This is a genomic window from Xanthomonas sontii (assembly GCF_040529055.1).
GTDB classification, from domain to species: domain Bacteria; phylum Pseudomonadota; class Gammaproteobacteria; order Xanthomonadales; family Xanthomonadaceae; genus Xanthomonas_A; species Xanthomonas_A sontii.
In genome coordinates this window covers 4,940,280-4,952,951 of sequence record NZ_CP132342.1, presented here as the reverse complement: position 1 = coordinate 4,952,951, position 12,672 = coordinate 4,940,280, and the positions used below count along the sequence as shown (strand labels likewise).

Genomic DNA, 12,672 nt, shown 5'->3' with positions numbered 1-12,672 from the left:
GTGCCACTTCCATGATCGATACATTGCTTGTCTATGCGCTCGCGCTGCTGCTGGGATGGCCGCTGGGCCTGTACCTGGCCAAGGTGATGCGCGGGGCGCCGATGCGCGGCGACGCGCTGTTCGGCTGGATCGAACGCCCGCTGTACCGTCTGCTCGGCACCGACCCGGCGCGCGGCATGCACTGGCGCGCCTATGCCGGCGCGTTCCTGGCCAGCAACCTGGTACTGGGCGTGCTGGTGTTCGTGCTGTTCGTGACCCAGGCCTGGCTGCCGTTCAATCCGGATGCGGTGCCCAACATGCGCTGGGACGTGGCCTTGCACACCATGGTCTCGTTTCTGACCAACACCAATCAGCAGCACTACTCGGGCCAGGCGCAGCTGTCGTACCTGTCGCAAGCGGTGGGCGTGGTCGGCCTGCAGTTCATCACCCCGATGATGGGCCTGGCGCTGGTCGCGGCGACGCTGCGCGGCCTGTTCGGTGGGCGTGGCCAGGATGCGGCGCGCAAGGCGGCCGCGAGTGGCGGCGAGACGGCGCAGGAGGTCGACCTCGGCAACTACTGGGCCGACGTGATCCGTCCGACCCTGCGCTTCCTGCTGCCGCTGTGCCTGCTGTGGACGCTGCTGCTGACCCAGCAGGGCGTGCCCTCGACCCTGGCGGCCGGTCCGGTCGCCACGCCGCTGGACGCCAGCGCCGGCCAGCAGACGCAGAAGATCCCGCTCGGCCCGGTCGCGGCGATGGTGGCGATCAAGCAGCTCGGCACCAACGGCGGCGGCTGGTACGGCCCCAACAGCGCGATGGCGCTGGAAAATCCCACGCCGTTCTCCAACCTGCTGGAGATGCTGGGCATCGTGCTGATCCCGGTGGCGGTGGCGTTCATGGTCGGCCCGTTCACCGGGCGCCGCAAGTTCACCGCGCTGGTGTTCGGCAGCATGCTGGTGATGTCGCTGGCGTCCACCGCGGTGTCGCTGTGGGCCGAAGGCCACGCGCCCGGCAGTGCCGCGCTGATGGAAGGCAAGGAGGTGCGCTTCGGCGTCGATGCCTCGGCGGCCTGGTCGTCGCTGACCACGCAGACCTCCAACGGCTCGGTCAACGCCATGCACGATTCGCTGGCGCCGCTGACCGGTGGCGTGGCGATGGTCAACATGCTGATCAACGCGATCTGGGGCGGCATCGGTTGCGGCCTGCAGCAGTTCCTGGTGTACCTGCTGCTGAGCGTGTTCCTGGCCGGCCTGATGACCGGGCGCACCCCGGAACTGTTCGGGCGCAAGATCGAGGCACCGGAAGTGCGTCTGCTGGCGCTGCTGATCCTGCTGCAGCCGCTGGTGCTGCTCGGCTTCACCGCGGTCACCCTGGCGCTGCCGGCCTCGATCTCGGCGACCTCCAATCCCGGCTTCCACGGCATCAGCCAGGTGTTCTACGAGTACACCTCGGCGTTCGCCAACAACGGCTCCGGCTTCGAGGGGCTGGGCGACGGCATTCCGTGGTGGAACCTGAGCTGCACGGTGGTGCTGCTGCTGGGCCGCTATCCGGCACTGATCGTGCCGCTGATCGTGGCCGCGCAACTGGCGCGCAAGCGGGTGGCGCCGGAAACCGGCGGCAGCCTGCAGGTGGAAACCCCGACCTTCGCACTGACCCTGATCGCGGTCATCGCGATCCTGACCGTTCTGCAATTCACGCCGGCCCTGGTGTTGGGACCGATCGCCGATCACCTGACCCTGGCCGCGCACTGAGACGACGACGATGAGCACCCCGCACCAATCTTCTCCCATGGCCTCCGCACCGGCACGCCGGCCCGGGCTGTTCGACGCCGCCGCGCTGCGTGCGGCGCTGCGCGACAGCGTGCTGAAGCTGTCGCCGCGGCACCTGCTGGGCAGCCCGGTGATGGCCGTGGTGTTCGCCGGCACGCTGCTGTCGGCGCTGATCACCGTGTCCGGCCAGGGCCCGGCCGGCTTCGGCTGGGCGGTGACCGCGATCCTGCTGGTCACCGTGCTGTTCGGCAATTTCGCCGAGGCGGTGGCCGAGGCCCGCGGCCGCGGTCAGGCTGCGTCGCTGCGGCGCGCACGCAAGGACCTGGTGGCGCGCCGGGTCGCCAGTGTGCGGCTGGACGCCGAGACCAGCGTGCCCGCCGCCGAACTGCGCCCGGGCGACCTGGTGGTGGTGTCGGCCGGCGAGCTGATCCCGGCCGATGGCGAGATCGTGCACGGCCTGGCCACCATCAACGAGGCCGCGGTCACCGGCGAATCGGCGCCGGTGCTGCGCGAGGCCGGCACCGACCGCTCCGGCGTCATCGGCGGCACCAAGGTGCTGTCCGACGAGATCCTGGTGAAGGTCACCGCCGAGCCGGGCCACAGCTTCCTGGACCGGATGATCGCGCTGGTGGAAGGCGCCAACCGGCAGAAGACGCCGAACGAGATCGCGCTGACCATGCTGCTGGCGGCGATGACCCTAACCTTCCTGATCGTGGTCGCCTCGCTGCCGGCGATCGCCGGCTTCGTCGGCGTGCACGTGGATCCGCTGCTGCTGATCGCGCTGCTGGTGTGCCTGATCCCGACCACCATCGGCGGGTTGCTGCCGGCGATCGGCATCGCCGGCATGAACCGCGCGCTGTCGGCCAACGTGCTGGCCAAGTCGGGCAAGGCGGTGGAAGTGGCCGGCGACGTCGACGTGCTGCTGCTGGACAAGACCGGCACCATCACCCACGGCGATCGCCAGGCCACCGTGTTCCATGCGCTGAGCGGCGTGGACGTGGCGCAGCTGCGCGAGGCGGCGATGCTGTCGTCGCTGGCCGACCCGACCCCGGAAGGCAAGTCGATCGTGCGCCTGGCGCGCGAGCAGGGCCTGCCGCCGGCCGATCCGGCGGGCGCCGAGTTCGTCGCCTTCACCGCGCAGACCCGCATGTCCGGCGTCGACCTGCCGGCCAACGGCATGCAGCCGCCGCGGTCGATCCGCAAGGGCGCCGCCGATGCGTTGATCCGCCACGTCACCGCGCTGGGCGGGCAGGTGCCGGCGGAGCTGAAGAGCCGCGTCGAGCAGGTCGCGCGCAGCGGCGCCACGCCGTTGGTGGTGGCCGAGGGCCGGCACGTGCTGGGCGTGGTCGAGCTGTCGGACGTGGTCAAGCACGGCGTGCGCGAGAAGTTCGCACGGCTGCGCGCGATGGGCGTCAAGACGGTGATGATCACCGGCGACAACCCGCTCACCGCCGCGGCCATCGCCGCCGAGGCCGGCGTCGACGACTACATCGCCGAGGCCACGCCCGAGGACAAGCTGGCGCGCATCCGCCAGGAGCAGGCCGGCGGACGCCTGGTGGCGATGGTCGGCGACGGCACCAACGACGCGCCGGCGCTGGCCCAGGCCGACGTCGGCCTGGCGATGAACTCCGGCACTCAGGCGGCCAAGGAGGCCGGCAACATGGTCGATCTGGATTCGGATCCGGCCAAGCTGCTGGCGGTGGTGGAAGTGGGCAAGCAGCAGTTGATCACCCGCGGCGCGCTGACCACGTTCTCGCTGGCCAACGACGTGTCCAAGTACTTCGCGATCCTGCCGGCGCTGTTCGCCGCTTCGATCCCGCAGATGGCCGCGCTGAACGTGATGCGCCTGTCCAGCCCGATCAACGCGGTGCTCGCCGCGCTGATCTTCAATGCGCTGGTGATCCCGGCGCTGATCCCGCTGGCGCTGCGTGGCGTGCGCTTCACCCCGTCCTCGGCGACCTCGCTGCTGCGCCGGAACATGCTGATCTACGGCGTGGGCGGCGTGCTGCTGCCGTTCGTCGGGATCAAGGCCATCGATCTGCTGCTGGTGGCGCTGGGCTGACCCCAGCGCCGATTCTCACGCTCCTTCGGAATTACCTCCATGACCGTGTCTTCCGTTTCCCTTCGCGAACCGATGCGCTGGCGCGCCGTGCTGGTGCTGCCGCTGCTGGTGCTCGCGTCCGCGGCGCTGTACTCGTTGCTGGCCACCGTGCTGGCCGGCGCGCTGTTCCCCGAGCAGGCCAATGGCAGCCTGCGCAGCCACGATGGCCGCGTGGTCGGCTCGGTGCTGGTGGCGCAGCCGTTCGCCGCCGCCGGCTACTTCCAGCCACGTCCATCCGGCGCCAAGTACGATCCGATGTCGGCGGCCGGCAGCAACCAGGCGCGCAGCAACCCCGACCTGCGCAAGCGCCTGGACGCCACCCGCCAGGCGGTGGCCGCGCGCGAAGGCATCGACCCGGCGCAGGTGCCGGACGATCTGATCACCCAGTCCGGCAGCGGCATGGACCCGGACATCAGCGTGGACGCGGCGCACATCCAAGTGGCGCGCGTGGCCGCGGCGCGCGGCCTGTCGCCGCAGACCGTCGCCGCCCTGGTCGCCGCGCAGACCCAGCCGCGCCAGTTCGGCGTGCTGGGGGAGCCGCGGGTGAACGTGCTGGCGCTGAATCTGGCATTGGATGCCGGGAATGGGGAAACGGGAATCGGGAATGGGCAAAAGCAGGAGCAACAGCGGTAAATCGCGCAGCCATGTAGGCTTTGCGCTCTGCGATTCCCCATTCCCCATTCCCCATTCCCCGCTCCAAATGCCCGACCCCCGCACCCAACAGGCCGACGCCCTGATCGGCGAACTGCAGCGCGAGCGCGGCGGGCGCCTGACCGTGTTCCTCGGCGCGGCGCCGGGGGTCGGCAAGACCTACGCGATGCTGTCGCGTGCGCGGCAGTTGCAGCAGCAGGGCAGCAACCTGGTGGTCGGCGTGGTCGAGACCCACGGCCGCGCCGAGACCGCGGCGCTGCTGGAGGGTCTCACCGTGCAGCCGCGGCGGCACCTGGAGTACCGCGGCCGCACCCTGGACGAGATGGACCTGGATGCGCTGCTGGCGCTGCGCCCGCCGCTGGTGCTGGTGGACGAACTGGCCCATCGCAACGCGCCGGGCAGCCGTCACGAGCGGCGCTGGCAGGACGTACAGGAACTGCTCGACGCCGGCATCGACGTCTACAGCACGGTCAACATCCAGCACCTGGAAAGCCTCAACGACGTGGTCCACCGCATCACCGGCGTGCGCGTCAGCGAGACCGTGCCCGATGCGATCTTCGACCGCCTGCGCGACATCGTGCTGGTCGACCTGCCGCCACGCGAGCTGATCGAACGCCTGCAGCAGGGCAAGGTGTATCTGCCCGAGCAGGCCGGGCAGGCGCTGCAGGCCTTCTTCTCGCCGTCGAACCTGGCCGCGCTGCGCGAACTGGCGATGCAGACCGCCGCCGACCGCGTCGACAACGATCTGCGCGACGTGCAGGCCGCGCAGGGCCGCACCAGCGTGGCGCTGCGGCGCACGGTGATGGTGGCGATCGACGGGCGCGGCCAGTCCGACTACCTGGTGCGCGTAGCGCGGCGCCTGGCCGAGCGCCGCGGCGCGCCGTGGACGGTGGTCACCGTGCAGACCCAGGCGCAGCCGGATGCCGACTGGCAACTGGAGATCGACCGTGCGTTCGCGCTGGCGCGGCGGCTCGGCGGCGAGGCCGCGCTGCTGCACGGCGCCAACGTCGCCGACGCCTTGCTCGACCATGCCGCGCGCAGCGGCGTGTCCACCCTGGTGCTGGGCCGCACCCGCGAGCGCCCGCTGGCGCGCATGATCAACCGCACCCTGACCCAGCAACTGCTGCAACGCGGCGCGCACTACGAACTTGTGATCATCAGTTCGCCGGAAGCGCGCGCGCGGGCGCGGCGGCGCTGGCGCAGCCCCGCGCACTGGCTGTCGCGCGACGACCTGCTGTTCGCCACGGTGGCCTCGGCGCTGGCGGTGGTGGTCGCCTGGATCGCCGAAAGTTGGGTCGGCATCGACGACCTGTCGATGGTGTTCATCGTCGCCGTGGTGATGGTGGCATCGAAGACGCGGATGACCGCGGCGGTGCTGGCGGCGCTGTTGAGCTTCTTCAGCTACAACTTCTTCTTCATCGAACCGCGCTTCACCTTCCAGATCGGCGCGCGCCAGGGCGTGGTCACGGTGCTGCTGTTCCTGGTCGCCGCGCTGGTCGCCGGGCGCCTGGCCTCGCGCCTGCGCATGCAGGTGCTGGCGCTGCGCGCGGTCAACGCGCAGACCACCGCGCTGCAGCGGCTGGGCCGCGAACTGACCAGTGCCGCCGACCTCGGCCAGGTGCTGGAGGCCGGGCGCCGCGCGCTCGCCGGCACCCTCGACGCCGAGGCCTGGCTGCGCCTGCAGCCGCTGGAGCGCGCGCATGACGGCGCCGACGACTACGCGCCGACGATGGCCGCGGTGGACCGCAGCGCCGCCGACTGGGCACAGCGCCACGGCCAGGCCACCGGTCGCTTCACCGATACGCTGGCCGGCGCGAGCTGGTGGTTCCTGCCGGTGCGCCACGAGCGCGGCACCATCGGCGTGGTCGGCTTGCGCTTCGGCGCCGGCGTGCAGCGCCCGGGCCTGGAGCAGCAGCGCCTGGCCGAGGCGATGGTGGAGGACATCGGCCAGGCCGCGCTGCGCACGCGGCTGGTCGCCGACCTGGAGAGCGCCCGTGTCAGCGGCGAGACCGAGCGGCTGCGCTCGGCCCTGCTGTCCTCGGTCTCGCACGACCTGCGCTCGCCGCTGGCGGCGATGATCGGCGCGGCCAGCAGCCTGTCCAGCTACGGCAAGGCGATGGACGCGGACGATCGCCGCAGCCTGCTCGAGACGATCCAACTGGAAGGCGAACGCCTGGACCGCTACATCCAGAACCTGCTGGACATGACCCGGCTCGGTCACACCGGGCTGACCTTGAACCGCGACTGGATCGGCGTGGACGAACTGATCGGCTCGGCCGCGCGGCGCCTGCAGCGCTACCAGCCGCAGGTGCGGCTGGATATCGCCCTGGCCGCGGAGCTGCCGACGCTGTGGGTGCACCCGGCGCTGGTCGAGCAGGCGATCTTCAACGTGCTGGAGAACGCGGCCAAGTTCTCGCCGGCGGATGCGGCGATCCGCGTCGTCGCGGGCATGGTCGAGGGCCGCCTGCGCATCGACATCAGCGACCGCGGCCCGGGCATTCCCGAGGACGAGCGTGCGCGCATCTTCGACATGTTCTACAGCGTCGAGCGCGGCGACCGCGGCCGCCACGGCACCGGCCTGGGCCTGACCATCTGCCAGGGCATGATCGGCGCGCACGGCGGCAGCGTCGAGGCGCTACCCGGTCCCGATGGCCGCGGCACCACGATCCGCATTACCCTGCCGCTCATCGAACCCGCCGCGCCGCCGTCCCGCCCCGATGCCGACTGAGTCCCACGCCGATCCGATTCCGCCGCCGCGCGTGCTGGTCATCGACGACGAGCCGCAGATCCGCCGTTTCCTCGACATCAGCCTGCGCGCGCAGGGCTACCGCGTGCTGCAGGCCGACACCGGCGCCGCCGGCCTGGCGCAACTGGCCGCGCACGGCGCCGAACTGGTGGTGCTGGACATTGGCCTGCCCGACCAGGACGGGCACAGCGTGCTGCGCGAATTGCGGCAATGGTCGTCGGTGCCGGTGATCATGCTGACCGTGCGTGCTGGCGAGGACGAGAAGGTGCAGGCGCTGGACGCCGGCGCCAACGACTACGTGACCAAGCCGTTCGGCGTGCAGGAACTGATGGCGCGCATCCGCGTGCTGCTGCGCATGCAGCCGGTGGCCGGCGAGGCCGAGCCGGTGTTCGACGACGGCCACCTGCACATCCACCTGGGGCTGCGCGAAGTGCGCCTGGACGGCGAAGCGCTGCCGCTCAGTCGCAAGGAGTACGCGCTGCTCGCCCTGCTGCTGCGACACAGCGGCCGCGTGGTGACGCAGCCGCAACTGCTGCGCGAACTGTGGGGCCCTACCCACCAGGACGACACCCACTACCTGCGCATCCTGGTCGGCAAGCTGCGGCAGAAACTCGGCGACAGCGCGGTGGCCCCGCGTTATATCGCCACCGAGCCGGGCGTGGGGCTGCGCTTTATTGGCGTTGCTCATTGAGCTTGTTTGGATTGGCGTCGATGCTTTCGGTGTTAAATAATGCGTTGTTGACGATAATCAACCCTGCCTTCTACGTACAAAATCATCTGTGCGCAAAGTTGCAAGCCTTGGTACCAAGGCAAGAAATCATTAAGCGGCAATCCGTGCATTTTGGCTTCGATACTGAATCTTCTCCATTGGATGGGAAGTCTGTTTTTGGTTCTTTTGTCAAAATTCCATGAATTATTATGGCTGAAGGCATTGCGTAGTTGTATAGCGAAAGCGAACCAGTCTTGGTCGCGCAAATTCTCAAACTCGGCTTTGTCTGCAGCGTAGTCTGCGGTAGCTCCCACGCTTTCAGAGATCATGCGAGCATAAGCTGCATCTATCGTTGAGCGAGCCAAGCCAGCCTTAACAGCGGCGCCGAAGCTCACTTGGTAGCCATTCCCCCTAAATTCTACTTGGGCGTCATTCGGGCTAATGGAAAAGCCCGATTCGGTGATATGGATCCTGTATTGAGATATTTTTGGGCCAGTGTCTGGTGAAGTTAGGAGGGCGTAGCCCGCCGCGCTATAGTGAAATGCGTCGCGAGCAGTAAGTAGTCGTTCCATTGCCCTGTTGCGGTATGGATCAAGTGCAATTTTGAGGAATTTATTTTCTGCGGTCTCGTCCATTTTTTGCTTCCATGTTTAGGTTGGTAAAACCTTTCCCGGATTGAGGATCCCATCCGGATCCAGCGCGCGCTTGATCGCGCGCATCGCGTCAAGGGTCGCGGCATTGAAGGCCTGGTCCATATAGTCGCGCTTGGCCACGCCGATGCCGTGTTCGCCCGAGAGGGTGCCTTCCAGCGACAGCACCAGTGCGAACAGCCGCGGCAGCGCCGCCTGCGCGCGCGCGGTTTCGGCGGCGTCGTCCGGCGCGTACATGATGTTGACGTGCAGGTTGCCGTTGCCGGCATGGCCGAAGGCCACGATCGGCAGGTCGAACTCGGCGGCCAGCGCTTCCACGCCGGCGACCAGCTCAGGGATGCGCGACACCGGCACCACCACGTCCTCGTTGATCTTGCCCGGGCGGATCGTGCGCAACGCCGGCGACAGCGCGCGGCGTGCGGCCCACAGGCGGTCGCGCGCACTGCCGTCGGCGGCCACGTCCAGCGTCAGCAGGCCCTCGCCCTCGGCTGCCGCGCCCAGCGCCTGCAGCGCGTAGGGCAGGGTGTCGTGGTCGCCGTCGGCCTCGATCAGCAGCATCGCGCCAGCCTCGGGCACGTCGCTGCCATTGCGGCGCAGCAGCGCGATCGCACTGCGGTCCATGAACTCGAGCATGGTCGGCGTGCTCGGCTGCGCCATCAGCCGCGACACCGCCGCCGCGGCGGCGGCGGCGTCGCGGTACAGCGCGCGCAGGCCGGCCTGCGCCAGCGGCCGTGGCGACAGCTTCAGCGTGGCTTCCACGATCAGCGCCAGGGTGCCTTCGCTGCCGACGAGCAGGTGGGTCAGGTCGTAGCCGGTGGCGTCCTTGGTGTAGGCGCCGCCGCAGCGGATCAACTCGCCTGTGCCGGTCACCGCGACCAGGCCGAGCACGTTGTCGCGGGTGGCGCCGTACTTCACCGCGCGCGGGCCGCCGGCATTGGTCGACAGGTTGCCGCCGACGCTGCAGATCTCCGCGCTGGACGGATCCGGAGGCCAGAACAGCCCGTGCGGCGCCAAGGCCTGTTGCAGGTCGCCGTTGAGCACGCCGGGTTCGACCACCGCGCAGCGGTCGGCCGGGCGCAGCTGCAGGATGCGGTTCATGCGCGCGAACGACAGCACCACGCCGCCGGAGAACGGTACCGCGGCGCCGGCGGTGCCGGTGCCGGCGCCGCGCGCCACCAGCGGCACGCGGTGCGCACGGCAGGCGCGCACGATCGCCTGCACCTGCTCGCGGGTCTGCGGCAGCGCCACCGCATCGGCCAGGGCCCAGCGCCGCGAATCGTCCTCGCCATAGTTGCGGCGGCTGTCGGCATCGGTGCGCCAGCCTTCGGCGCCGAGCAGGGCGGAAAGGGTGTCGGTGAGCGCGGTGGGCAAGGCGGTGGTCATGGCGAAGGTGGCGACGGCGAAGTGGAGGGCGAGGGCGGCTGCAGCAGTTTCCAGGTGAGCACGGCCAGCGCCAGCGGCAGCCACACCCAGCGCAGTTCGGACCACAGCGTGGCCATGCCGCGCGCGCTGAAGAAACCGTTGGCGAACGGCGAGACCCGGATCGGCCGCCATGGCGCGAACCAGCGCTGCTCGCTCCAGGGCCAGGCCAGGGCCACGCCAAGGCCGCCGGAGGTCATCGCATCGAGCAGCGGATGCGAGGCGGTGCAGACGAACATCCAGACGGCCGCCTGCAGCGCGCCGGCGCGCAGGGGCCGGTGCAGCAACGCGCCGAGCACGCCCAGTACCGCGGCGAACAACAGCGAGTGGCTGGCGCCGCGATGGCCGAAGGCGTCGGCGTAGGGGATGTGCAGGGCGAAGCCGAGCACGTCGGCGTCGGGCAGCATCGCCGCGACGATGCCGGCGCCGAGCAGGCGCGTGGAGATGCGCCCGCGGTCGGCGGCGGCCCACAGCGCCAGCGGCACCGCGGCGTGGGTGAAGACGCTGGGCACCTCAGCAATCCTCGGCGCGGAAGGCGTCGCGCAGCCAGGTCAGCCGCGGCGGATCGCCCTCGGCCTCGACCACGTCGAAGCGGCACGGCCAGTTGGCGTACTGCGGATGCGCGGCCAGGAACAGCTGCGCCGCCAGCAGCAGGCGGCGGCGCTTGCGCAGATCGACCGAAGCCGCGCCGCCGCCGAACGCGGCGCTGCGCCGGTAGCGCACTTCGACGAACACCAGGCTCTGCGCCTGCTGCATCACCAGGTCCAGCTCGCCGCCGCGGAAGGCGACGTTGGCGGCGATTAGGCGCAGGCCGGCGCGCTCCAGTTCGGCGCGCGCCGCCGCTTCCACCGCATTGCCGCGTCGGCGCCGCTCAGTTTCCATCGGGCAGCGGGGTCGGGCGCCCGCCGCTGAAGGTGGACCAGGCGGGGGTGCGCACGATGTTGCCGAAGCCGTCCAGGTGCAGCACGCCGGTGGCGCCGCGCAGGCCGCTGTCATTGCCGGTCGCCAGCTTCTCCAGGTAGGCGGTGATCTGCCAGGCGTCGTAGCCGAACGCGAACAGGCGCGCGGCCGGGCCGCGTGCGGTCGGCAGCATGTCGGCCACGCTGGTCGCCGCCGGCAGGCCGCCGACGCCGCGCACGTTCCACAGCTCGCTCGGGTAGACGATGCCGTCCAGCACCAGGTCGTCCTCCGGCTTGCCGGTGCCCAGCACCAGCTGCGAGGTTGCCACCCGGGTCTTGCCGGCGAAACCGGCCAGCGCCAGTTGCGGCGCCAGCGCGCGGGCGGTATTGCCCTTCACCGCCAGCAGCACCGAGTCGGCGGCGCCGGCGTTGCGCAGTTGCGCGCCGATGTCGCCCGGGGTGTCGGCGACGCTGACGCTGCCGGCGACCTTGCCGCCGCGCTCGCTGAAGCGGTCGCGGAACGCGGCCACCGCACGGCGGCCGGTGTCGTCGTTGCTGCCGATCACCAGGGTGTTGTGGCGCTCGTGCGCCAGCAGGTACTCGGCGGCGGCGATGCCGTCGTCTTCCGGCGCCAGCGAGAAGCCGGCGCTGCCGCCCGGCGGGGCGTGTGTGCCGCGGTTCAGCGCCAGCACCGGCACCGGCAACGCGTCGCGCCCGAACAGCGCGGTGACCTCGTCGCGGCCGAGCGGGCCCACCACGAAATCGGCGCCGCCGTCGACCGCCTTCTGGTAGGCGGCCAGCGCCCCGGCCGGGGTGCCGCTGGTGTCGATGAAGTCGATCGCAGGACGCCGCCGGGTCTCGCCGTAGTAGCCGGCGAGCAGGCCGTCGCGTACCGGCGCCGCAGCGGTGGCCAGGCTGCCGCTCAACGGCAGCAGCACCGCCAGCTTGGCCGGCGGGCGGTAGCCGTCGCGCTCGGCCGGCGGCCGCTTGCTGGTGTCGAAGCCCCACTGCTCGCCGCGGTCGAACGGACGCGGCAGCGCCAGGCCGCGGCTCAGCAGCGCGCGGCCGACGAAGTTGTACAGCGGATCGCCGGCCGGCAGCGCGGCGGCGCGCGCCTGCAGGGTGGCATCGTTGAGCGTGGCCAGCTGGCGCACGATGGCGCGCTGGTTGTCGCTGCGCGCCTGGCCGCTGAGGCCGTTGTCGGCGCGGGCGCGTTCGTCCAGCGCCGCGGTGGCGTCGCCGGTGCCTTCCAGCGCCTGCGCACGGGCCAGATGCCAGCGCGCGCGCAGGTTCTGCGGCACCGCCTGCGGATCGCTGCCCAGCGCCTGCAGCGCCTTGGCCGGCTGGCGGTCGGCCAGGGCCAGCTCGGCCTCGACCAGCGCCACCCGCACCTTGCTCAGTGGCGGCAACTGCCGCGGCTGCACCTGCGCCAGCAGGCTGCGCGCGCGGGCGGTATCGCCGGCCTCGTACCAGGCGAAGGCGGCGTCGCCCAGCAACTGGTTGCGGGCGCTGCCGGTGGCGCCGGCGGCCTGCGCCTCGAGCTGCTGCGCCGCGTCCTTCGGCTTGCCCTGGTCCAGCAGCGCCAGCGCCGCCGATTGGGCCGGCGAGGCGCTCGGCGTCACGCTGGTGGTGGCGCAGCCGGCGACGAGCAGCGCCAGCAGCGACAGGGCGGAAATCCTTGCGAATCGCTTGTTCATTTCTGGTCCATTCGGCTGGGCACGCCGGGCGCGCCGGGGAAAACCGCTACGA

10 protein-coding genes are annotated in these 12,672 nt (G+C 70.7%); 5 read left to right on the top strand and 5 right to left on the bottom strand.

Annotated features, from left to right (window positions below):
• Window positions 1-11 precede the first annotated feature (11 nt).
• The 5 genes from kdpA to RAB70_RS21040 all read left to right on the top strand — a co-directional run bounded on the left by kdpA (window position 12) and on the right by RAB70_RS21040 (window position 7,937).
• Window positions 12-1,730 carry a potassium-transporting ATPase subunit KdpA gene (gene kdpA, locus RAB70_RS21060; RefSeq protein ID WP_017915545.1) on the top strand — a complete coding sequence of 573 codons (1,719 nt, stop codon included), beginning with the start codon at window positions 12-14 and terminating at the stop codon, window positions 1,728-1,730.
• 37 nt (window positions 1,731-1,767) lie between these two features.
• Window positions 1,768-3,810, top strand: coding sequence for a potassium-transporting ATPase subunit KdpB (gene kdpB, locus RAB70_RS21055; RefSeq protein ID WP_408068881.1), 2,043 nt, complete (start codon window positions 1,768-1,770; stop codon window positions 3,808-3,810).
• Between the two features lie 39 nt (window positions 3,811-3,849).
• Window positions 3,850-4,482: a potassium-transporting ATPase subunit KdpC gene (gene kdpC / locus RAB70_RS21050; protein WP_148827905.1), complete on the top strand. Its 633-nt coding sequence runs from the start codon at window positions 3,850-3,852 to the stop codon at window positions 4,480-4,482.
• A gap of 67 nt (window positions 4,483-4,549) precedes the next feature.
• Entirely contained in the window at window positions 4,550-7,228 is a 2,679-nt protein-coding gene (locus tag RAB70_RS21045; protein ID WP_148827904.1) for a sensor histidine kinase KdpD, read from the top strand.
• Window positions 7,218-7,937: a response regulator gene (locus tag RAB70_RS21040; RefSeq protein WP_148827903.1), complete on the top strand. Its 720-nt coding sequence runs from the start codon at window positions 7,218-7,220 to the stop codon at window positions 7,935-7,937. The genes RAB70_RS21045 and RAB70_RS21040 overlap by 11 nt, the downstream gene beginning before the upstream one ends.
• A gap of 32 nt (window positions 7,938-7,969) precedes the next feature.
• Here the strand turns inward: RAB70_RS21040 and RAB70_RS21035 are convergent, their stop codons facing one another.
• The 5 genes from RAB70_RS21035 to RAB70_RS21015 form a co-directional block, all read right to left on the bottom strand.
• The gene (locus RAB70_RS21035) at window positions 7,970-8,527 is read right to left on the bottom strand and encodes a hypothetical protein (protein ID WP_148827915.1); all 558 of its coding nucleotides are present in this window, start codon (window positions 8,525-8,527) and stop codon (window positions 7,970-7,972) included.
• Window positions 8,528-8,605: 78 nt separating this feature from the next.
• Window positions 8,606-9,988 carry an FAD-binding oxidoreductase gene (locus tag RAB70_RS21030; protein WP_148827902.1) on the bottom strand — a complete coding sequence of 461 codons (1,383 nt, stop codon included), beginning with the start codon at window positions 9,986-9,988 and terminating at the stop codon, window positions 8,606-8,608.
• Complete coding sequence (locus tag RAB70_RS21025; RefSeq protein ID WP_148827901.1) at window positions 9,985-10,536, bottom strand: metal-dependent hydrolase; 552 nt, start codon at window positions 10,534-10,536, stop codon at window positions 9,985-9,987. Before RAB70_RS21025 ends, RAB70_RS21030 begins: the two co-directional genes overlap by 4 nt.
• 1 nt (window position 10,537) lies before the next feature.
• Window positions 10,538-10,906 carry a YraN family protein gene (locus RAB70_RS21020; RefSeq protein WP_026143653.1) on the bottom strand — a complete coding sequence of 123 codons (369 nt, stop codon included), beginning with the start codon at window positions 10,904-10,906 and terminating at the stop codon, window positions 10,538-10,540.
• Window positions 10,896-12,620, bottom strand: coding sequence for a penicillin-binding protein activator (locus tag RAB70_RS21015; protein ID WP_148827900.1), 1,725 nt, complete (start codon window positions 12,618-12,620; stop codon window positions 10,896-10,898). Before RAB70_RS21015 ends, RAB70_RS21020 begins: the two co-directional genes overlap by 11 nt.
• Between the last annotated feature and the right edge of the window lie 52 nt (window positions 12,621-12,672).